The organism is Tunturiibacter lichenicola, from assembly GCF_051013355.1.
GTDB classification, from domain to species: Bacteria; Acidobacteriota; Terriglobia; order Terriglobales; family Acidobacteriaceae; genus Edaphobacter; species Edaphobacter lichenicola_F.
On the sequence record NZ_CP132944.1, the window covers coordinates 5,241,285 to 5,263,373 of the forward strand.

The window sequence follows — 22,089 nt, forward strand, 5'->3', positions numbered from 1 at the left end:
CCAGCTAGACGGACAGCGATCCTTCGTTGAGGGTTGAAACTTCTTTCACAAAATATGCGTAGAGTGGCAGGTCCAGCCGTGTAGCGCCGCCAAAATGCGGCGGCCGATTGTTCTTAATGAGGTAATAGTCCTGCACGATCTGAGCCTGCTGTTCGCGGTTGAAACTCAGAATCCCGTGACCAGCATTCTTGGCTGCCTGCAGGCCGGTTGTGCCCTGGTAGTCATAAGCCGCGGTGCCGCCCAGCTTGATCTGTGCATGGAGTGCTTCGGCGATGTAGATTACGCCCGACCGTTCGTACTGCCACACGTGAGTTAGTTCGTGGATCAAGGTGTCGTCCGAGATATTGCCCCAGCCGCTGATGGTATGGAAGGCGGTGTATTCGCGATGCGAGAAAGCGGGACCAAGGACCGCGTTTTCGTCCACCCTGACCATTTCGAAGTTGATCGAAGCACCGAAGACGCCGCTGGCCCTGCTTAGTTCACCGCCGCTCAACTTCCGGGTATTGAATTTCACAAAATCCATCACTGTCTGGTATGCCTCACCCAGTCCGAGCACTTCGACCAACCGAAGCATGTTGGCGCCCAGCCACTTGAGAAAGCCAGTCCACGTGTCCACGTGCGCCAGCGATTCCCACCAGCTCAATGACCACGGCCGCAGGGTCTTTACGCCTTCCCACAGCCCAACCACGAGCCGCGCCAGCCTCTCTGGCAATCGCCCAATCCAATTGGCGATCCGTTCGAAAACCCCGGTGACTTTGGCCCAGAGTTGTTTGCCTACCCACTGCAGCCCGTTCCATACCGCATCCGCCGCAACGGCGATGCCGTGACCAGCCGCTTTGATTCCCTGCCACACTGCGCCGCCGGCCGCTGCAACCCCGCGCCCGACTGCGTGTGCCGCGCTGGAGATCCCGTGCCCGACCCGCTCGAGCCACGATGGCTTCTGCTCTTTCTTCTTCTCCTCGGAGGAGGTCGTGTCGGCTGCCTTCCGCTGCACGGCCCTCCCGCCTGCCGCCGGCGTCTCTACTTTCCCACTTCCCATGGCGATCGCGTGGCCGGTGCGTTCCGCCTGTGCCTCGAGCTGCGAATTATTTCCCGTAGCTGCCGCTTCACCATGCTTCTGCTGGGCCACGTGCGTCAGTTCATGGGCCAGTAGGGGGTCCCGCTCGTGCGAGCGATATTTTCCAGGCGCAAAGTAGACATCGCGTCCAACCGTAAAGGCCTCTGCGTTTAATGCGCGTGCAGCATCTCCGGCCACCGCATCATCGTGGATGCGCGTGTCGCTGAAATCCTGTCCCAACCGCGACTCCATCGCAAACCGTGTTCCACGGTCGAGTCTCTTGCCGACGGTACTCTTTTCAAGTAAAGGCGTTACGTCGCCGTGGACTTGGTCTCCCCCTGCCCCGGCACGACATTGCGCACACGTACCGCCACACGCGCATTTGCGCTGAAGTCTGCCTACCACGAACTGGTTCCCTTGCTGGCGCTGCATACGCAGGACTGCGGATTGCTCCGGAGACTGCACCGACTGCTGCTCCGGACGTCGAGCTGCGCTTTGTTCCTCCGCTTGCCGCTCCGTCTTTGTATCCGCCGTCTTCATTCGATCGCCACTTTCACGTTGATACGGATCTGCCCGGCCGCTACCGTTTGGCCCGGGCCGATACTCACGACATCAGTCTGTAGAGCACCTTGCTTGTAGAGCGCCAACTCTTCGACGTAATCAAGCCCGGGCACCCGCGCCAGTGCCGTTCCCAGATCGGAGAGATGCACGGTTCGCCCCGGCGGCCAGCCTTCGCCGCGCGGCCCTCCAGCGAGCGGATGCAGAAAAGTTTCAAGGGCCACCTTTACGGCGAGTTCCACGTCGCCAGCCTCCGACGCCACTAGCGGCGCGACGGTAGCGCGCACGTCAATCGGCACATACTCCGGGGCCACGACGGAGATCCGGTTCAGTGCTGTGATCGCCGCGACGGCTCGGTCCTGAATGTAGCGGCGCACCTCATCGCGCAATCCAAATGAAGGCATGGGCTGCGCGTCCAGGCTCTTCGGCAGAATGTGTAACGTGACCCATCCCGGGCGAGGGCGCCCATCAGCATCCTGGGTCGCCAGAGCATGCGCCGCTCCCACCGCTGAAGAGGCCTCGCGCGCCAGCGTCTCATAGTCGAAGGGAGTAAGGGCACGCCCCCGCGTGCGCAACGTAGCCGGGGCTCGTTGCCCGAACTCGACGAGTGTCTCGCCATCACTGCCGCCTTCCGCCTCGCGAATATTCGTGGCGCTCTGCACTCCCGGCACCGCGCCCAGCATCTGCGTAATGGTGCGGATTGCCACGTTTCCAGTCGAACCGCCGCCGGTTCGGAATAACGCCGCCACGACAGCTGAGCCTGCCGGTGGAATGCGGCCGCGAACCCCATCGCCAAAATACAGCCGTCCAATAGCGCGGTCAGGAACATAGTCCCTGCTTGCAGCGTACGAAGTATAGAAGTTTGGCTTAGAGTTCCAGCGGACCCATGCCTCCGAAACTTTCTTGTTGCGGTCTCGTACCAGGCGAAGGTCCCCGTATGTGAAATCGGTCTGTGTCCCCTCCTGGCCGAGCAGCTTCTCGATTGCGTCAACGACCGATAAATCGCCGCCCGCGAGCTCCGCCGCCAGGATGCGCCATTCCACATTGGCGCTGAGTCCCGATAGCTCCTGCACCTCAATCCGCTCCCCCGAGAGCAGCGGGATCTGGTTGACAGACAATACCTGGCTCGCCTGTCCTGAACTTGTACCAAGCGCCGAAGCGGTGACCGTCCGCTGCTGCGATGCCCATACCGCGTTCTGGTAGATGGCGTTGAGCGTCGGCTCACCCGGCGGACCATCCTCCTTGAGCCGCACGCGCAGCCAGAAATACGTTGCGTCAAAGCGTGCAAGCGCTACGCTGTCGTCCTCGCCAATCAACGACACGATACCCGGCAGGCGCAGGTTTTGAGTCTCGTCGGTCGCTGCGACCTCGACCCAGTCGCCGCCGTTCCAATACTCCCACAGCAGCGCCGACCCCGACGTGTCTCCGGGCTGTTCGACAAAATCGAAGTAGAATCCGAGGTCATCGACTGGAAGTTGCTTATCGAAGCCCACGTAAAACGCGGGAGTGATGTCGGACACCGGCTTGAAAATAGCGTAGCCATTGCTCGGCCACTGCGACTCGTCGGTGTGGTCCTCATATTGGAAGTCGTTCCAGGTAACGACATGCTCTGCGAATACTGGGCCGTTCTGCCAGGAATAGCCGAGTCGAAAAGCGGATAGCGCGGGCGGCTGAGTTACCACGTAGGTAAATGTGTTCGTAGAATTTGTAACCGCAACAGTAGCAGAAAATCCATAGCCGCCGCCCACGAGACGCACCCTCACCCAGAACGCGTTCGTGCCGTTCACCTTGTTTTGGACAAAGTCCTTTGGCACGATGAAAAAGACGGAGCCTGTTCCGTTCAGGTCTTCTGGACTCGATGTGCCATCCGGTGGAGTCGTTCGATCTGTCGTGATCGCAAGGGAGAACCAGTCCGTGCCATTCCAATACTCCCATGCCACCTCATGCGACAGCGGTGTTGTTGTGTCGGCGTCTAGCTTGTCCTGGGGGGTATCCGTTCTCACGAAGCCGATCTCGACCGACGCTCCCGGCTTCGCGAAAATTTCGTCGCATGAAAAGTAGAAGGCGATGCCTGGCTGGGGCTGCTGCCCGAAAGGGAAAAACGGCTTCGTCGTATCCAGCTTCGTGCCGTTGCTCAGCGCGTTGTCCGGCAGAAGGCCAGCGCTGGGGACGCTTTCGCTCCAACTCAACGGGCTCTCCATTAGGCTGCTCAGCCGTATGCGACTGACCTCGGGCAGAATGATTGCCGGGTCAGGCGGGAGCGGCTGGTCCAACACACCGCGAACCCAGAAAGCGGTGATCCCGTTCACGGACGTCGTGGCCGCGCTGGCGCAGTCCGTCTCCAGCTGAAATGTCCCACTGCGGCTGAAACCCATCGTGCCATCGAGCCGCGGCTCGGACGCGCCGGCGCATGCCGGGTCCGTACCCTTGAAACCACGCCAAACCTGCCCGTCCCAGTACTGCCACTTCACGCTCAGGGGATCGAGCGAGTTCACAGACAGTTCAAAATGCACCTGCACAGTTACCGAGGAGCTGAGGGAAAGCAGCGTGTCATGCGCAAGGTAAATCATATGCGGCGTTGGCTGCATCGCGAGGTGATCAAAAAGAGTAATCGGCACACCAGATGCGATGGCGGCAGAATGGTCGAGGTAAAGATCCCTCCCCGACCAGAGACTTACCACTTGTACGATCTGCGCCACCGAGATCCCTACCGCCTGCTCCGTCTCAAAGACGATTTGCTGGGAGCTTCCCGGTGGTGGCGGCGCGGCAATCTGAGTCGTCGCGGGCGCATGACTGTTCTGCGCGCCGGGAGTCGGCGAGAAGACGATCGGGGCCCGTGCTGATTGAGCCGGAACAAGACCAATCCCTAACTGGTCGTAAAATGCAAGCCGATTTTTGTCCTTAGCCTGGTTCATGCGCTGGATCACGGTTTGCAGGTAACGTCCAAAGATCCACGTAAGCCCGTTGCCGGCCGACCCTGCCGCAGGCAGCCACTCCGGCACATATCCCGGGCGTCGTGCCAGAATCTCGCTTACGAGGTCTTCGATCGAACGAGTATCGCTAGGGGCAGTTGGAGTCATGCGGCCGAGCCCTCCTGCAGATAGAACGGGTAAACGAGGTTGAACTGCGTGTTGGTAACGCGAACCCGATAGCTCATAGTGATTAGTAGCTGGTTGCGTGTATCGCCGCCCGCAACAACGTCGACCGAAAGCAGGTCGATACGTGGCTCCCACTTCACCATCGACTCAAGCACCCGTGTCTTCACTAGGTTCAACGTGGTCGCGTTCAACGGCTCAAAGACGAAGTCGTTTAGACCGGTGCCGAAGTCCGGTCGCATCACGCGCTCGCCGGGGTCCGTGCCAAGGATGATCCGGATGGCCTCGTCAACATCTGCCTCGTAGCGCGCCATCGTGACGCTGCCATCGTCGTCCACACACGGTGGAAAATGCCAGCCAACTCCGAGAAAGACCTTCGTCTGGTCCGCTGTCCTCATCTCATGCTCCTATCTCCACGGTCGGGCAGCCCATGGCAATCGCATTAGGAGGACCCACCTCCACCACCATGTCTCCCTGCCGCGCAGCCGGCAACCCATTGATCAGCACCGTCAGGCTACCGACCGCTACCACTCCGCCCACATGCGGTACAAGCACGGTCAACAATGGGCATAGATGCGCGTCAGCTGTCGCACGCCAGGCCGGCTGGCCGCCAATCAGTACGTCGATGCTTCCTGGGCCTGGCCCAAGTGGCGTCCCATGGCTGGTCATGTCCCCTAATCGTGCGGCGAAAGTCATATCGTCTCTACCTTTCATTGGCACTCAGTTCAGCTTTATGGGAAGCCCCTGCACGCTGCAGGGGCCAAGGCTGCCGATGGTCACACTCGTATCGGCTTGGAGTTCGATTTCAAGCGCATCCAAAGCAATCTTGCCGGCAGGCGCGCTAAGCGAAATGTTCCCGGTGAGTACCTGCACCGACACGGCCGGCGGTACTGCTGCCAAATCAAGCGTGATGCTCATTGCGCCGCCGGCTGTCGAGAGCGCCATCTTGGTTGGATTGAGCGTTACTTTTTGCTGTGTGCTCGTGGTTATGGTGATCGACTGCAGCGCATCGTCGAACTCCACTGTGTGTCCGAGCCCTCCGACTAGGCCTGTCTTAAGAATCCGCTTGCTGACGAAGTCAGTGGGCACGATCGCCGGCGGTCGATCAACCGTGTTCCACAGCCCGCCGATAACGTAAGCGTCAGTCTCGTCGTTCTCGTCAAAGGCCACCAGCACCTCGTCGCCGACTTGGGGCAGCCACATGAACCCACGTCCCGATCCGCCGCCGACCGACACCATGCGCGCCCAGGGCTGGAAAGAAGGCAGTGACGGAATCCGCACCAGGACCTTGCCCTCAAGCAGCAGGTTTATGTTGTCCATCACCACACCGGGCGCGATCGCGATGCCGCTCCCCTTGATCTTGTCCGCCGCTCCAAGTGCTTCCACCAACGTCCCTGCCATACGGCCTCCTCAGACGCGCTGTCCTTGTAGTCGAACCAGGTTTGCCGGACTCTTCGGCAGCGGGATCGATCCGAACCAGACTTCCTTGCGCGCCTGAAAACTGGTGCGGTAGCCACCACTGTCAAACGCGTGGGTCGCCTGCGTGATTCGGTACAAACCACCAAACTGGTCACCCGCACCTTCGATATTGATGACCCGCGAAGCCTTGATGCGTGGGTCGCCAATCGTGCTGCCCGAGGCGGTCAAACGATTATTCAGCCGCGGCAGAAGCTCGCCCAATATCGATTGCAACGCCGTCGGAAAACCGGTCGGCTTAATCGAGATAGTCTTCGCAGCATTCGCTCCAAGCAGAATGTCGAGACTGCCGATGCCCGGGTAGACCGATAGGTTGATCGTCGCCCGGTCAAAGTCCCAGCCGACTACAACCACAAACTCGGTCTTGATTGCCGCAATCCAGATTCGCGCAGAGATTCCAAAGACGTCACCAACCGTCGTGATCCGCGGCGTAAAGTCCATGAGCGTCTGGCCCCACTTGAGAGTCAAACTCGGCGCGTAGTCCTGAAGAAGGAACTGGAAACGTAATACATATCCTTGTGGCTGCGCCGTGTGGTCGATGTACATCTCCCAGCCGTTCTGTCGCGAGATCGAAGACAGGAAATCAAAATCGCTTTGCGACTCTTGTCGGCGAACCCCCTTCTGCATCAGCCCTGGCACATTGACATACGTCCCGAGCGTCATCAGGATCGACAGCACACCTCCGACAGGATCCGGTACGGGTATCAGCAAATTGGTTCCGCTGACGATCGCGCCGACCACGATGTCGGGCAGAGGAAAATTGTCCATCTTAGGGATCGCAACATAGTACGCACGGTCAGCTTTGCCATGGGTAAGGCGCTGCAGGAAATCCTGCGCGACTACCTTGATGGTGGGCATGCCGCCAGACGGAAATGAAGGCTCAACGCCCGTAATCTCGCCAACAAAGACGCGTTCGAGAGGGTCCGGCGCATAGCCGATGCTGAGTGTGAAACGATTATCAATCTGCAGCAGAGGATGGTCCAGCCACGCAAGATTCGGATTTGCGAATGTGACCTCAACACGGTCAGCACCCTCCATCCCGTCCTGGTAGTTAATACTCACAACCGAGTACTGCAGTGCCGCGGGCAGCGGACTGCCGCTGATTTGGACTTCAAACGCAGGCGCATAGGAAGCGTATCGGGCCATGGTTAGACGACCACCTCACCAGTCGTGGGATCGGCGAACGGCAGCGAAGGAATAAGCAACGACTGCCCCGGCGAAATAGCACGCGGGTTGTCCAGCCCATTGGCTATGGCAATCGGCCGCCAGACTTCTGGATCGTCGTAGTGCAATGCGGCAATGCGGCTCAACGTCTCGCCAAGTTTCACTACATGCGCCTTGCTGAAATCCGCGGTCTGCCGGTTCACCTGCTTCGCTTCTGTATCCGGATCAATAAACTCGTTGAAGGTCACATTCAGCCGCGCGCGCACCGGACGCCCATCGTCCAGAAAGCGTATAAATTTTTGCGAAACTCGCGCCAGCACACAACGAAACTGCAGCGAAGCCCACGAGACGCGGAGCACCGGCGGCGCATGTAGAGTCGAATCAATATCAAGCAGCTTGACGATCTTCTGAGTCTCGTCCCGCACGTCGCGCGGCGGCTCGAGCGTGTCGAGGAAAAGCTCCATTTCGAGCGTGCGCATGTTGCCGTGTACAAACTGCAGCAGCGGGCCCGTGAGACCGGGAATCGCCTGCGCTGCGAAGTTGTTGTCTTTATTCAACGTGTATTCCTCGGGGTTGAAAAAAACATCGAAGAACACACCCGAGTATTCGACCGTGATCCGTGCTTTCGCGAGACCCATGAGTTGATTCCCTATACCTTTCCCAACCGCTCGCGCCAGGCGATGACACGGTTGTCGATTTGCTTGATCACTTGCTCCGCGATGGTGTCGATGTTCAAGGTCGGCGCTCCCTGTTTTGCCCACTCAGCGATGTGCACGCTGTCCCGCGCCTCTGCAGCTCGTCTGCGCGGGGGGATATCGGGCATCTTGCCGGATGTAGAGAACTCCTCAGACTCCGCAGCCGCCCTTATCCGCGTAAGCATGTTAGGACTCCCGAGAACGCGGTCCTCAACGCGAGAGAAGCGCCGCAGTCCTTGCAGGACAGGATGATGAACGCTCTGCCTCGGCGTAGACCCGACGTCAACATCTTCTGTCCTGCCGACCACGAGAGGAGACCGTGAAGTAGTTTCGCCTCGCACAACGTGTGGCCGCACCTGTGTCGCCGCCCATGGTTGCCGAAGCACTGAGGGAGTAACCGTCATCATCGCAACTGGATCCCTTGGCGGCGCACGCCAGGCCTTACTTCTGAATGACTGTCCAGCGAAAGCTCCATTGCACGTTGCCCGCAGACCGGAGACCCAGTTGACGGGGCGCGCAATGTTGACAGTCGTCGCGGCAATGTTGTTTCCCGCGCGGATGTGGGTACTATGGTTGACCGACCAGCGCAGCTCGAACATCTGCAACAACTGCCGCGGCTCCCGCACTCGCTCCAGGGGTCGCATCTGGCGTAGCTCCATACGAGCCCGTCCACTCGGGTTCGGATGGCGTCCCAGGGCCCCTCGCAACGCAGAGGCCCACCGACTCCAGCGACTGCCTGCGGTGGTTTGCCGTTCCCCGGATTGCCATTGCCTGTTCATCGCTCTCGCTCGGTCTCATTCATCCGCTGGTTGATCGACGAAATCTCATCGACCCACCGTCGCCTTTCGCTGTGCTCCATGTTCAGCACCGCATCTGGCGGCCAGTGAAAGTGATATGCCACGAAGGCTACCTCCTGGTACAGCGACGTCAGAGGGTAGCCAGTGATTCCCCCGAGCGGCTCATCTCCAATGCGAAGGCGCTCTCACACTTGGGGCAGATCGCATCGATACGGGCGTTGCCGCTTCGGTTGATACGGTTGTAAAACTCATGCAGGTACGAGAGATCCGCAGTGTAAAGCGACTCGATCACCTTTGGGTTAATCTGCGCTACAGAGCCAAGTTTCGTGATCACTCGCGAAAGCAAAATAATAATCAGATAGGCCTCGTTAGCCTGCACGCGCGGATCTTTCAACGGCATGATCTCATCCGCCGCAGTGGCCAGACGCATCACACCCGATCGGTTGAGAACACCTTCCTCATCTGCGTAGCCAAGAGGCAGCGTAAATTCAAACTCTGTCTGAAACATGCTCAACCTCTTTCCACCCGCTCACAGCTCAAGGTCATCGTTTCAATTGCGACATCGTTGCCCTTTGCGCTGAAACTTGGACTGTCCCACTTGCTCGGCCACGCAGTGAAGAAGTTCCAGCGGACCTTCTCGGTGCCGGTGTCGTCACACATGACTACCGACCCGTTCTTGCGCAAAATCTTTCCCCGCACTGCCGCCAGGTGCCAGTCGTAGAGTTCATGCGAGTCGGTCGACCCCCACTTGAGCGTGATGTCCGGATAGCTGGTCTTACCAGGCAGCTTGCGCACCGTCGCTGTGTCGCCGCCCTCGCGGTACTCGACCACCTCTAGGTGAGAGCCGAGCCCCGCACACTCGGTAAAACCCGCCTGCTGAATACCGTCGATCTCCACGCGAAATCGAAAGCCCTTATACGGATCTACTCTAGGTGTTGCCATGCAATGCCTCCTTGTGCTCTCTCGCTCAGCGCGAAGTTATTCAGTAACAGTCGACCCACCTGGCTGCTGCACTATTTTGAAGACGACGTATTCGGCCGGCGGCACCGTATAGAGCGTGACGGCAATAATCAGTTGGCCTAGAGCGATCACTTGCGGCGTATTCAAGGAGCTGTCAACACTCACAGTGAAACCCTGATCCGCCGACGTACCCTCAAGCGCGCCCGCGCTCCATTGCGTCGTCAGAAAGTCGACAACCATGCGCTTCACGGTTCCCCAGAGTGTCGGGTTGTTCGGCTCGAAGACCGCAAACCGCGTGCCATCGCGCAAGGACGCTTCGACGAAGTTTACAAAGCGGCGGATACTGTTATAGCGCCACTGGGTGTTGTCGGTCGGTGCGATCGTACGCGCCCCCCAGATGCGAATTCCCTGCCCTGGGAACGATCGAATGACGTTTATACCTTGCTCATTGAGCGGCCCCTGCTCATCATCATTAAGCACCGCCGCGAGATCCAGCGCCGAAGTGATAGGTTCATTTGCTGGCGCCTTGAATACCAGCCGCTGGTTATCATTGTTTGCGTACACCCCCGCAACATGGCCCGAAGGCGGCACTATCACCTCACCGCTTCCCAGCGGGTTGCTAATCCCGATCCATGGGTAGTAGAGGGAGGCCATGCCGCGGTCTGAATTCAGATTGCTTCGTTGCGCAAGGATTAGCGCCTGGTCGGCATCCTTGATTGAGTCAAGAATGGCAAATCGATTCACCACCTTCTCGCAATGAGCCACCATATACGACTGGATGTCGTGCGTAGCCGCCGCATTGAAGTTCGCGCCCACCGCATCTGGAATAGCGAGCAACGCGACATCGGGCACGCGCAGCAATGTGTCGATTGCCCTGTGATAGTCGTTCGTCTGAATATTTGCGACGTTGTCAGCGGCGCCGCCTGTCAGCGCGGTGGCGGCGATAACCGCCGGCAGATTATGCGCTGGCGGCGTCGGAGAGGGCGGATCCGCCAGTGCAATCGACACAGCACTCGAGTTTACGATCGTCCCGAAGTAACGGCTATGCCGCGGGTCCATCGACAAGTTGGGAAACGATTCGGTCCCTGCCGGACTGTTCGCGATCGTCAACGTGAATTCAAGCGTTTTGATGTTAATGTCGGGATCGCCTGCCTTGTGGCTATACGTGTTCGTCAACCCAACTGCGAGATTAATCGCACTATTGATGCTGTCCACCATGCGCACCACGCCCTGCTCGCTGGTACCCCCCTGTGATACCGAGACATAGGTTCCCGGCTGTATCCCGGCCACGCTGTCCACACGGATGCGCTGCGTGCCTGCCGTCAGATTTGCGATGCGAATGTCGCCGCCGGTGTAGGTGTTCGTGACTGCCGCTGCAAAAAAGATATTTACGCCGCTAACACTCGTTACTGTCGCGGTATCGGTATTCGCAAGTTGCTCCAGCAACACCGTGTCTCCGGGGTGAAAATTCGCTGCATCGACTGCCGACCCAACCACCGCCGATATGCCAGTTGCGCTGGTTAGGTTGACCTGCTTGCGGGCCGCTTTGGTTGAGGCAACACTCGCATCATCGACCTGAACGGTAATCGTGTTTCCCGCAGTTCCCTCCTTGAAAGCCGTCAGCACCAACACCGGCTTCGGCGTTGTCGCCCGATCCTTCAGTGTGAACGAGGCCTGCACGCCCGTGCCCACGCGCACAAAATACGCCAGCCCGCCACCCTCAGCGAAGAAGCCGTTGACGGCATGTGTGGCATAAACCCGCTGCGGATCCTCTATATAGCTGCCGAACATTGCGGCAAACTGCTGCGGCGTTGTAAGCAGCGTCGGTTGAAAGAGTGGCCCCATCTGGGCCGGACCGATGAAGGCCGTTGTGCTGGTTTCCGCAGGCGCAATCGGCCCTGGCACCTGCTCTTCATCGATATAAACACCGGGCGCTTTGTTGGTTGAGACAAATGCCATACATTCCTCCCTTGCAAAAGCGATCTCTATCAAGCAGCTAAAGCGGTGTAAGGTGAATCTGGTAGTCCTCGGACAGCCCAGGCACCGTAACCGCGATGTTCAGAATCTGGAAGCCCACTGCCACCACTCGCAGCGAATGCACTCCGGGGTGCACACCGGAGAGGACATAACGGCCGTCGTCGTCCGTACCTGTCCGAAGCCCGGCGTCGAGCAGATCCACAAGCGCGCCGGCGATACCGTTGTTCAGGTTGTCGAACACACGTCCGCCGAATTGCAGCCACGCATCCGGTGTCCCGTCGCCGGCCACCGTTCCTGTCGCCGTCGTCACCAGGAAGTCCGCCACATCGTCGTACAGCGGCATGCTGATCGTCACTGTCAACGTCAACGAAGGTCGCAGCGTGTTCCCTAGCGATGCCCAGAACTCGGCTAGATTCTTCAGAGCGTCTGGATGCAGCGCCACCATGGGGAGCGGCGGCTCCTGTCCGACAAGCGTGCCCTGCAGCAGCGCCGCCGGGATTGTTGGGAAGCGGCCCAACGCTTGCAATACCTGGCTCAGCAGTTGCTGCTCCTGCAGCGCTGGATCCGCACCGCCCACAGGCCACGCCGTCGCTAGATAAGAACATGCCAGCCGCATCGGCGGCCTCTGCGTCACTGCTCCGACATCTCCCTTTATGATGGTCAACTCGTTGCTGCGCAGTTCCAGATTCTCGCGAAGATCGTAGAGAAAGAGGTCGACCGCGGTCTGCTGCGGCTTGAACGATTGTTCCGGTCGATCGAAGAGGATGAGCGCATTGCTCAGCGGTGGTGGTAGCCCCGGTTGCGTGAGGATCCTCTTGAGCGTTTTGCTGAGATCTTGGATCATTGCTGGTCATCGCCCCATCTTTCGCAACGGAGTGATAGAGATCGCTTCCGTCTCATCCGGCCACTCGTTTTCCGTCCAGGAGCGGCCCAGTTTCTGGTACTCGCGCCGTGAAGCCTTGAGCAGGTGCGCCATATGAATGCTGCCGCCATCCGCCGCCGCGTAGAACGCTGAAGCACGCGCGATGCTCCTTATATTGCCGCTGGCCAGCCGCACAGAGCGTGCAAGTGCCAGAAAGTCCACGTCGCTCGCTAGCGGCGCTTCCTCCGGGAAAATCACCTTCCACACACGCTGTCGTTCCGACTCTTCGGGGAACGGGAATTCAACCACAGCCTGAATACGCCGCAGGAACGCCTCGTCAATGTGGTGTTTCACATTGGTGGCCAGTATCGTGATGCCCTCGTACTCCTCCATCTTCTGCAGCAGATAACCAATTTCAATGTTCGCGTAGCGGTCATGCGAATCCTTCACCTCGGAGCGCTTGCCGAACAAAGCGTCCGCCTCGTCGAAGAAGAGAATCGCGTTCGAGTCCTCGGCTGCTGTGAATACTCGGTCGAGACTCTTCTCTGTCTCGCCGATGTACTTACTCACGATCTGGGACAGGTCGATCTTGTAAATATCCAGTCTGAGCTCACGTGCGATCACCTCGGCAGCCATGGTCTTGCCGGTTCCCGGTGGTCCCGAAAAAAGAATATTCAGCCCCTTGCCGAGTGAGAGTTTGCGATCGAATCCCCAACGTCCGAAGACGACATCCCGGTGGGTTGCCTGCACACAAATCTCGCGCAGTTGTGCGATCTTGTCATCCGGCAGAACAATGTCGTCCCACGTATAAATCGGACGAATCTTGCGCGCCATCCGCGTCAGAGCGTGGCCGCACTGTGCTCTGGCCGCAGCGCACAGGTCGTCCAGCGTCACACGCAGCGGAGACGCTTGTACATCGTCAGCGCTTTGCCAGCGAGCGATGTCCACAGCCGCATGGACAGCGTCCGCCGTCTGGTCGGCTCCCAACTTGAAGCGACCCGCCAGAAGTGCAACCTCGTGCTCCTCAAGCTTGATGCCTGCGTTTTCCAGGTGGTAATTCCAGCAGTCGAGCACGCATTGCGCATCCCGCGGCGGGAACGGTGCGGTCAGCGTGTCCGTGCCTCCATGCTCGGCTGCGGCCCAGGGCATGGTTCCCGACAGAAGAACGATGTCGCCGCTGCGCGAAAGCAGATCGATCAGCTTTCGGTGCAGACCTGCGCGCTCCTCGCGCCGCAAAGCGTCCAGCCCATCAAGATAAAGCACGTCGCCATACAGCCAGGCTGCCCGGAACACGAGTTCAAATATCTGCCGCAGCGAGCCTGACTCCCCGGCCTGTAGTATGTCCACCACCAGTAAGCGCGAGTTGACTGCAGCAGCAATCGACTCGGCAGCGCGCAGCTTCGCTCCTGCCATCGTCCCTTGGAGGTAGAGCCGAAGCGGCCGTCTATCGGCTCGCGCCCTTACCGCAAGCGCAGATAACCGCGGCAATTCGTCCGCGTCGAATGTCGGCTCTGCGCCACGACGAGGCTCAACCAATCGGCAGCAACCGGCAAGTCGCCGGTCAAGGCCCACCCCTCCGAGTACGTACCCGACAATCTGATCGTCAGCCTTCAGCCAGTGAGCTAGCAGTGGAGGTTCTGTTTGACCCGCCTCCGGCAATACATGCAAAAGCCCGTGCCGCAGCAGCGGCGAGTCTGCTGAAAAACGGGCGCGGAGTTCCGCTTTCATCTCTGATGTCGGGGCAAAAAGGTTTAGAGTCAAGTCCACCATCGGACGCTTGCGCGTGACGTCATCCTGTAGATACCCGTACAACCGCTCATAGCGCAGATCAATCTCCGGGGCGAGCGCCACGAGTAGAGCATTCAAATCAAAGCTGGTCAGTTCAAACTTTTCCGCGAGACGCGCGAGACGCGGCACGTCATCTGCGAGTGCAAAGGCCGGAAGTGCCTCGTCGAAAACGTGAAACCATGGCACGCCCGGTTCCATACTCATCAGGACTACTGCGTCGGCTCTGCTGATTTGCAAACCACGCAGGAACTCTGGTGAACGCCCCTCGCCCCCTGCTTCTTCAAATTGCCGCATCGCTAGATGAAGTACTGCATCCAACCTCCGTAGCGCGCGGAAAATCTCGTCATTTCCTGATTCAGCAGTTTCCATCGCGTCTCCGCTGCCCATCTCGCACATACGATTTGTGCCCGCAACCTTCCACTAGTCCTTCGAAGAAGGGAGGGGGCCCCACTCTTTTTCAAAATGTTGAATGGCCAGGCCGAGCAACTCAAAGAATTGCTTAGCGAAAACAGGGTTCGTAACAATTCTGGTGTGTATAACCACCGGGCCCTCGCTGTCCTCGCAACATTGGCCAAAGCCCAGCACAAACTCGTACTCGTTCTGCCCTATCTCGAAGTGATTGCTATAACGAGCCTCAATCCCCGTCAAGCTAAGCCCCGATTCGAAGCGGCGGAATAATTAGGCGTTCAGACCTCCGCCACCTGCGAAGCTCTTAAGCAGGCTGAGGGCCACTCGCATCTGTAGACATCGAGGGCCGTACATCCTTGGATAAGAAAGGGGTTGCTAAACGCAGAGTGCCGCCATGACGTCGGCCACAGTCTGCATGGTACAAAGTGGTGTTACAGGTCCATCGAGATTAGATCTTCTTTACATCGGCTTAGGGCCTTTAGACTCAGCCTTTGCATGTAAAAAATTTCACTCGCGGCGAGATGTGACACAACTGTAACTCCCGAGCAGTTTGTAGCCGCTCGCACTTCCTGGGATTGATCTCAGAACTCTTCGCCTCATTCACGGCAACACATGACGACGCCTTCATCCATGACCTGAAACAGGCTGCCGCCGAGTGGCAGGAAGCGCGTTGTCTGGACGCGGCACGCTACAATCCGCCACCTACAAAATGAACTACCTCAAGCCGGTCCCCGTTCTTCAGTTCGGTCTCCGTCCAACTCGAACGTGGAACGATCTCTCCGTTGTGCTCCACCGCTACCCGGTCACCCTTCAGCCCCAACTCCCCGACGAGTTGCTCAACGTTGGCAGTTTGCTGCAGCGCGTCAAAGGTGCGAGCCTGACCATTCAAAACCAATGTAAGTGACATACTCCTTCAGCCTAGCAGGCGAAGGGCCCGCTCTGCACTCGAACACGAACTCCGATTCTGAAACCAGCCTTTACTCCAACCAGCGAACAGCGCGCTCAATCAACCGATCCCCTATCTGCCGCCTCTCCGTAGTCTGGTCAGCGAACTCCTCGAAGACCTGTCGACTCAGTCCCATCAAAATGTGAATTGCCTCTTCATCGGCACTGTCGTCGTAACGCAGCATCGTAAATCGGCGAGAGTTCGCAAGATACTCGGTCGCGTGACCTAATAGCAGCAGCGTGCGTCCATGATGGCTCTTCGTGATCCTGTGTATGGTCAGATCTGCGCGCTGCGGAGCCGGATTGCCCGGCGAAAAACTCGGTAGATGCTTAGGCTTCCGTTGAGTGGATGCCGGCTGGAACGAGCCTGGAAGAGCTACTGTGGCCATGAATCTTAAAACCTCCGTCATACCTCCTATCGGCCAAGCCACCTCCGGCATCATTTCGAAATATCATCACAAGACCAAATCGGCTCTACCTTCCCCAGCCGCGTCGACAGTAACCCACAGAAAGAGACAGACCATACGCCAGTTCCCATTCCGGATCTAGAACGCCGCAACGAAACGTGCCTTCTCAGCGCCTTCACCAGGTCCATTTCAGGAAACGAAGATGAAAGATAAAAGATAGAGGCCGTTAAAAAGAAAGCTCGTGAAATTAAAATAGAAGTTCTGCATCGAGATATCAGGAAATTAGGAATCAGAGCGCAACGAAGAAACCCTACGCATTACCTGCAACACACCGCGATCGAGAAGCCACCTACTCCTCCCGCAGTGGCCACAGATGATTCACTGGCCCAATCCCCTTACCCATCGGCTCAGCCGTCCGAATCGCCTCCGCCACATACCGCTTCGCCATCATCGCCGCGCCCAGCCCAGAGTCCCCCAGCACCAGCCTGCTCAGCAGCGCACTCGAAAACGCACATCCAGTCCCATGCGTCGAACGGCTCACAATCTGCTCCCCTGGCAGCCAGTCCATCTCTCCACCAGCTCGCACCAGCAGATCGTCCGGAGGAATCAGATGCCCACCCGTCGCGACCACGTTCAATCCCCTTCCCATCGCCTGCAGATCACGCGCCGCAGTCGGCAGATCTTCCTTCTGCATCACGATCCGCCCCGCCAACGTCCCCAGCTCTTCCAGGTTCGGAGTCACCCAATCCACAATCGGCAGCAGTCGATCGCGCATAGCCCGCACGCCCTCCGCATCCAGCAGGTCCCTGCCCGAGCTCGACCGCAGCACCGGGTCAAGCACCACAGGCACACGCGACCCGCGCGCACGAAGCCCCTCCAGAAACCCCGCCACCACACCAACATTCGCAGCCGTAGCCAGCATCCCGATCTTGATCCCTGCCGCCGGCAGATCGCTCTGCAGACAATCGAGCGTATCCCGCACCAACTCCGTCGGCACCGCTGAACTCGCCCGAACTCCCACCGTCGACTGCACCGTCAAACTCGTAATACACGAAGTCCCAAACAGCCCATGCGCTGCAAACACCATCAGGTCGGCTGTCACCCCAGCTCCTGAAGACGGATCGAACCCGGCAATCGTCAGTACAGTCAGCATCGCTCACACAACACAAGCATCATCATCGCTCTCTCAGAATAACGAACCTCACCCTCGCACGCGAACCGTTCGTCATATCAGCCCCACCAAGCCTGAGATACTCTTGCTGCAAAGTTCCATCCACCAGACAAGGAGTGCGAACCTCATGCCGCACATCGACCCTCTCCTGGCAGTAGGCGTGTCCATATCCACCGCAGCCACCGACGCCGTCTACGTCATGTTCAACGCTGCGGTATCGTCGCGCCGTCGCCTGCCGGCAGCAACGTGGAGCAGCATCTGGTATCTGCTCTCCGCCTTCGCCGTCATCAGCTACACCAAAAACTGGGTCTACGTCTGCTTCGCCGCGGCTGGTTCATGGGTCGGTGCGTATCTCTCAATGACCCTGCTCCGAAAACCAAAAGGTGCAGGCGATTTAAGCACTCCCTGATCTTAAGTTCGCCTCTTCCTGCAACTCCAAATCCAGCCACAACGCAATACCACCAAAGTGAGCAAGCGACGAACCTGCCTGTACAACACATTTTCGTAGACAAATCACTCCAGCGTGAGAAAATCCTCGGTGTTTGGGCTCCCTTTCTGCGTTCGTGCCCTACGACCGACCGCACAAAAACTGGTGATTGCCATGTTGAAGTATGCCCTCCGCCTTCCCTCCCTCACACTCCTTCCGCTCTCCCTTCTGGTCGTCGGCTGCGGCACGCAGCGAAACGCTCCGCAGGTCATCATCCCCCACGGCGTACACGGACTCGTCCATGGCGGTCAACAGCCGGTGACCGGCGCAACCATCCAGCTCTACGCAGTCGGCTCTGCAGCAGAGGGCTCACCGGCAACGCCTCTCCTCTCCCCTGCCCCCACCACCGACGCAACGGGCAGCTTCAACATCACTGGCACCTACACCTGCCCCTCTCCGTCCACGTTCGTATACATCGTCGCGACTGGCGGCAATCCTGGCCTGCCGGCGGGCTCCAACAACGCAGCGCTCTCGCTGATGGCGGCCCTCGGACCCTGCGGCAATCTCTCCGCCAGCACCTACATCTTCATGAACGAGCTCACCACCATCGCCACCGTTTACCCTCTCGCTCCATTCATGACCTCACCCACCGCGATCGGCGCACCTTCTGGCGAAGTTGAAGCCCTCACAGCCGCCTTCAACCAGGCCGCCCAACTGGTCAACACAACCACCGGCACAGCACCCGGCACTGGCGTGCCCGCCGGAACGACCGTCCCAATCGAACAGATCAACACCATCGGCAACATCCTCTCCATCTGCATCAACTCCGCTGGCGGTACCGCAGGCGACAACTCCCCTTGCGGCAATCTCTTCTCGCTCACGACGCCGCAGGGTCTAACCCCAGCAACCGACACCTCCACTGCCCTGCTCCACATCGCAAACGACCCGGCTCTGAACACCACAGCGCTCTACAGCCTCATCCCGCCCCAGGCTCCATTTCAGCCATCGCAGCCGCAGACCCCGCCCGATCTCAGCGTTCGCCTCGCCGTCACCTCAGGCTTCACCGCATCGCCCACCGAGCTGGACTTTGCTCCAACCCGCATCAACTCGACTCAGGTCTTGCAGGTCATCACCTTCACAAACAACACTGGAGCACCCGTCGGTATCGACATCGCAACTATAAACAACTTCGATCTGCCACTCTCAGGTACTAACCCCGGCGACTTCAAGCTCGCAAACTTTCCCCCCGGAACCGACCCCAATCTCCAGCAGTGCTCCACTCCAATCCTGCCAGGCGCAAGCTGCGGCATCGCCTACACCTTCGCTCCAACAGCGCTCGGACCCCGCAGCGCATACCTCGCTCTCAGGAACAGTTCGGCAAATCCCGTCACCTGGATTCTCATGACGGGCACAGGCCTCGAATCGAATGCGGGCCCGGCGCAGCTCAATCCAACATCGCTCGCCTTCACCGCCGCAGGCACCCCACTAACCTCCACCCTGACCAACTCCGGCACCCTGCCGCTCACCATCGACAGCGTCACCATCAGCAACGATCCAACCTCAGGCCAGCCCGCATTCACCCAGACCAACAACTGCGGCAACTCGCTTGCACCACAGGCGACCTGCACCATCACAGTCACCGCACTTGCCACCGCGCAAGCCTACTCCACCGGCAACCTAACGGTAAATGACGACGCGGCACCCCAGGGCTCCGGCCCGCAGGTTCTCAATCTCACCTATTCGAACGGCTTCACCGGCTCCGTGTTGCTCAACTTCGGGGACCGCTCCATCGGAACGCAGGCATCAAGCGGCTTCAGCTTCAATCCAGGCTTCCCGCAAGGCTTTACACTCACTCTCACCGGCCCGGACGCAGCAGACTTCTCGTTCCTGCCCGGCTCGTCGACCCAAACCGGCTCCTGCACCACATCACGGATCAGCCCCATCTGTAGCGGCTTCCTCTACTTCACGCCGTCGGCACTAGGACTTCGCACCGTCACCTTGAATGTGAATGGCACTCCCCGCTACGGTGTCATCGGCACCGGAATACCCACCGGCATACACTTCTCCATGACCCCCAGCTCAATCAACTTCTTCGGCTCAGTCGTCCTTGGACAGACATCGTCACCCGTAGGGATAAACATCGCCAACACCGGCTCAGTCCCGCTTACTCTGAATGCTCCAGTGTTGAGCGGGCTCACTCCCTCCGCGTTCAGCGTCGTATCGAACAACTGCACCACTCTTGCTGTCAATGGAACCTGCTTCATCTCCGTCAGCGCCTCTCCGCAGCAGCCAACTTATCGTTTTGCAACTCTCACCTTGAAGGATTCCACCGGCGTCGCGCAGCAGTCCGTATCGCTCCAGGTGCTAGGCACCTATCCACCACCCGTTGCAACTCCGAACGCTCTCAACTTTCCGTACACGCCATTAGGATCCGTCAGCGCACCTCAGTCATTTACCGTGACCAGCTACAACAACGATCCAATTAACGTCACCGTCGTTGATGGCCCGCTCCTGTAGCCACACTCCCTGCCAGATCTCCGTAGCCTTCGCCCCCACAGCGCAAAACACCGCACCCGCGGACGGCAACAACTCGTACGACGAGATCCTCGTCACCGACTTATTCTCTGGTCAGGCCACCATAGTGAACGTATCGGGAATCAATCAACCACCTGCGTCGCCAGCTCTAAGACACTAACAGAGTTTTGCTAGGTCAACTGGTTGCTTCTTCGATCGTTCTCGACGATCGCGACCTTCCGTAATCCATTCCGAGCCACGACCAACCACTAATGCGCCGGCTTGGCCGTATCTGGCCAACTCGGGCTGGCTAGCTGAATCGTCATCGCAGGACCCTCCGCATACAGAGGACCTCGTTCTCGAGCGAACGTCGTAGCGTCGCCCCCGATAGTCCACACTTGAATGTTAGGTGGCGCCTTCCCGATGATCGGCGCCACCACGCCCGCGACTCCGCCAAGGTCGATCTTGATGTCATAGTGGATCGCCTTCCGCGAAGAGCCGGCGACAACGCATCTCTCCTCACCAACATTGGAGATCACAAGCTTCACCAGCCTCGGCTTCGGTGTGGCCACTACCATAGAGACGGTTGTCACAGGAGCATTCGGTGGCAGGTTCTGGAGCACAACAGGAACCAATCCATTCGCCAGATCCGGTGGAAGATCAAGATGGTCGCTCTTCACCTCGTCCTTCCCATCCTTCCCTGTGATTCGCACCGTGACCTGACCAGTTTGGACGTCAACCATCATATCCATCGGATGCGGAAACGAAGGCCCTTTCTGTACGTGATGGTCGCTGATCAATTGGAGTGTGCGGCGTTGCGTAGAGACCGTCGTCTCATCGTCAATCGATCCATCTTTAAAACGAAAGATCGTTCGCGACGTAACGCGGTTACCCCGCACAGTCTGGACGCTGTCCGCTGAAGCAACCAACTGTCCATCCTCAGAACGCAGTTCAAGGAAGCCATGAATCGTACCTGCGACAGCGCGCACTGTGACTGGATCAGCATGTGCGGTCGGCAATACCCAGACCAGGAGAGGGACAAAAAAACAAATTTGAAGACGTTTCGTGAAGAGAGTGTTCATGTGCCGGGCACCGCCCTGAGTAGAAGTAGATCGGGGATTCGAATCAGGGTCCACCCCACGTCCTGTCCTTGGTGTGATGAGATCGACGGCGAATGAGTTGTGTACCCCATGCTGTCAATAACGCGAAGTTTGCTCCTCATCAGTAAACGAGTAAATGATTGCTGAAATGCGTTTCATCTAGAGCCAAAGTGTTCTTTGCCCATACCAACAGCGGTAATGGTGACAGGGCAACCCAGACCATACATACAGAGTCGTACCTCTCAGGTGAGTAGTTCTACAAATGCTACTCGTCTGGAGGTTCTTATGATTTTTCGCAGAAACACCGTGGCATCTGTAGCGCTTGCATGTGCGCTTTCTTTTAGCGTTGTACCGGCTGGTCTGGCACAAGCTCCTCAAAGCGACGATTCGGCCAGCTGGAGCGCGCCACGCGGCTACGACATGGCCTATCCCGAGAACGGCACTCCTAACATGGTTGCTCGTCAAGGCTATGCTGCAGGCTTCAACCAAGGCCAGGCCGACGTATCGCGAGGCCAATCCTTTAAGCCTACCGAGAACAAAGCCTATGCTCACGCAAAGATCCCGAAGGGGATGGACAAAGATACGTTCAAGACGGAGTTTCGTGAGTCATTCGTGAAGGGCTATACAAACGCATACAAGGGCCAGTAGTGCTTCTACGATGGATCATCGTTCTTTAGGCTTTGTCGAA

General features: G+C 58.5%; 22 protein-coding genes. 3 read left to right on the forward strand and 19 right to left on the reverse strand.

Features of this window, described 5'->3' with window-relative positions; genetic code table 11:
* Positions 1-4: 4 nt before the first annotated feature.
* From RBB82_RS21895 to thiD, 18 genes are all read right to left on the reverse strand, one after another.
* Positions 5-1,597, reverse strand: a complete 1,593-nt coding sequence (locus RBB82_RS21895; protein WP_433972848.1) for an eCIS core domain-containing protein — start codon at positions 1,595-1,597, stop codon at positions 5-7.
* Positions 1,594-4,695: a baseplate J/gp47 family protein gene (locus tag RBB82_RS21900; protein WP_433972849.1), complete on the reverse strand. Its 3,102-nt coding sequence runs from the start codon at positions 4,693-4,695 to the stop codon at positions 1,594-1,596. The genes RBB82_RS21895 and RBB82_RS21900 overlap by 4 nt, the downstream gene beginning before the upstream one ends.
* On the reverse strand, positions 4,692-5,108 hold the full coding sequence (locus tag RBB82_RS21905) for a GPW/gp25 family protein (RefSeq protein ID WP_433972850.1): 417 nt from the start codon (positions 5,106-5,108) through the stop codon (positions 4,692-4,694). The genes RBB82_RS21900 and RBB82_RS21905 overlap by 4 nt, the downstream gene beginning before the upstream one ends.
* A gap of 1 nt (position 5,109) precedes the next feature.
* Positions 5,110-5,406: a PAAR domain-containing protein gene (locus RBB82_RS21910; protein WP_433972851.1), complete on the reverse strand. Its 297-nt coding sequence runs from the start codon at positions 5,404-5,406 to the stop codon at positions 5,110-5,112.
* Between the two features lie 24 nt (positions 5,407-5,430).
* Positions 5,431-6,111, reverse strand: coding sequence for a phage baseplate assembly protein V (locus RBB82_RS21915; RefSeq protein ID WP_433972852.1), 681 nt, complete (start codon positions 6,109-6,111; stop codon positions 5,431-5,433).
* 9 nt (positions 6,112-6,120) lie between these two features.
* Positions 6,121-7,332 (reverse strand): phage late control D family protein, encoded by a 1,212-nt coding sequence (locus tag RBB82_RS21920; RefSeq protein WP_433972853.1) that lies wholly within the window; start codon positions 7,330-7,332, stop codon positions 6,121-6,123.
* 2 nt (positions 7,333-7,334) lie between these two features.
* A complete protein-coding gene (locus RBB82_RS21925) occupies positions 7,335-7,988 on the reverse strand; it encodes a LysM peptidoglycan-binding domain-containing protein (protein ID WP_433972854.1) in 654 nt (217 codons plus the stop codon).
* Positions 7,989-7,999: 11 nt separating this feature from the next.
* The gene (locus RBB82_RS21930) at positions 8,000-8,689 is read right to left on the reverse strand and encodes a hypothetical protein (RefSeq protein ID WP_433972855.1); all 690 of its coding nucleotides are present in this window, start codon (positions 8,687-8,689) and stop codon (positions 8,000-8,002) included.
* Between the two features lie 131 nt (positions 8,690-8,820).
* Positions 8,821-9,015, reverse strand: a complete 195-nt coding sequence (locus RBB82_RS21935) for a DUF6760 family protein (RefSeq protein ID WP_433975437.1) — start codon at positions 9,013-9,015, stop codon at positions 8,821-8,823.
* Positions 8,973-9,350 (reverse strand): hypothetical protein, encoded by a 378-nt coding sequence (locus tag RBB82_RS21940; protein ID WP_433972856.1) that lies wholly within the window; start codon positions 9,348-9,350, stop codon positions 8,973-8,975. The genes RBB82_RS21935 and RBB82_RS21940 overlap by 43 nt, the downstream gene beginning before the upstream one ends.
* 2 nt (positions 9,351-9,352) lie before the next feature.
* Positions 9,353-9,784, reverse strand: a complete 432-nt coding sequence (locus tag RBB82_RS21945; RefSeq protein ID WP_433972857.1) for a phage tail protein — start codon at positions 9,782-9,784, stop codon at positions 9,353-9,355.
* 36 nt (positions 9,785-9,820) lie between these two features.
* Positions 9,821-11,761 (reverse strand): phage tail sheath family protein, encoded by a 1,941-nt coding sequence (locus RBB82_RS21950; RefSeq protein ID WP_433972858.1) that lies wholly within the window; start codon positions 11,759-11,761, stop codon positions 9,821-9,823.
* 37 nt (positions 11,762-11,798) lie between these two features.
* Positions 11,799-12,623: a Pvc16 family protein gene (locus RBB82_RS21955; protein ID WP_433972859.1), complete on the reverse strand. Its 825-nt coding sequence runs from the start codon at positions 12,621-12,623 to the stop codon at positions 11,799-11,801.
* A 6-nt stretch (positions 12,624-12,629) separates the two neighbouring features.
* Positions 12,630-14,798 (reverse strand): ATP-binding protein, encoded by a 2,169-nt coding sequence (locus tag RBB82_RS21960; RefSeq protein WP_433972860.1) that lies wholly within the window; start codon positions 14,796-14,798, stop codon positions 12,630-12,632.
* A 51-nt stretch (positions 14,799-14,849) separates the two neighbouring features.
* Complete coding sequence (locus tag RBB82_RS21965; protein ID WP_433972861.1) at positions 14,850-15,077, reverse strand: DUF3467 domain-containing protein; 228 nt, start codon at positions 15,075-15,077, stop codon at positions 14,850-14,852.
* 448 nt (positions 15,078-15,525) lie between these two features.
* On the reverse strand, positions 15,526-15,744 hold the full coding sequence (gene thiS, locus RBB82_RS21970) for a sulfur carrier protein ThiS (protein ID WP_433972862.1): 219 nt from the start codon (positions 15,742-15,744) through the stop codon (positions 15,526-15,528).
* Positions 15,745-15,814: 70 nt separating this feature from the next.
* Positions 15,815-16,171, reverse strand: a complete 357-nt coding sequence (locus RBB82_RS21975) for a hypothetical protein (protein WP_433972863.1) — start codon at positions 16,169-16,171, stop codon at positions 15,815-15,817.
* A 367-nt stretch (positions 16,172-16,538) separates the two neighbouring features.
* Positions 16,539-17,342 carry a bifunctional hydroxymethylpyrimidine kinase/phosphomethylpyrimidine kinase gene (gene thiD / locus RBB82_RS21980; protein WP_433972864.1) on the reverse strand — a complete coding sequence of 268 codons (804 nt, stop codon included), beginning with the start codon at positions 17,340-17,342 and terminating at the stop codon, positions 16,539-16,541.
* A gap of 145 nt (positions 17,343-17,487) precedes the next feature.
* Here thiD and RBB82_RS21985 point away from each other — a divergent pair, with 145 nt between their 5' ends.
* Positions 17,488-17,769: a hypothetical protein gene (locus tag RBB82_RS21985; RefSeq protein WP_433972865.1), complete on the forward strand. Its 282-nt coding sequence runs from the start codon at positions 17,488-17,490 to the stop codon at positions 17,767-17,769.
* Between the two features lie 192 nt (positions 17,770-17,961).
* The gene (locus tag RBB82_RS21990) at positions 17,962-20,304 is read left to right on the forward strand and encodes a choice-of-anchor D domain-containing protein (RefSeq protein WP_433972866.1); all 2,343 of its coding nucleotides are present in this window, start codon (positions 17,962-17,964) and stop codon (positions 20,302-20,304) included.
* A gap of 266 nt (positions 20,305-20,570) precedes the next feature.
* Here the strand turns inward: RBB82_RS21990 and RBB82_RS21995 are convergent, their stop codons facing one another.
* Positions 20,571-21,383, reverse strand: coding sequence for a hypothetical protein (locus tag RBB82_RS21995; RefSeq protein WP_433972867.1), 813 nt, complete (start codon positions 21,381-21,383; stop codon positions 20,571-20,573).
* 303 nt (positions 21,384-21,686) lie between these two features.
* Between RBB82_RS21995 and RBB82_RS22000 the strand changes: the two genes are divergently transcribed.
* The gene (locus RBB82_RS22000; protein ID WP_433972868.1) at positions 21,687-22,049 is read left to right on the forward strand and encodes a hypothetical protein; all 363 of its coding nucleotides are present in this window, start codon (positions 21,687-21,689) and stop codon (positions 22,047-22,049) included.
* Positions 22,050-22,089: the final 40 nt, after the last annotated feature.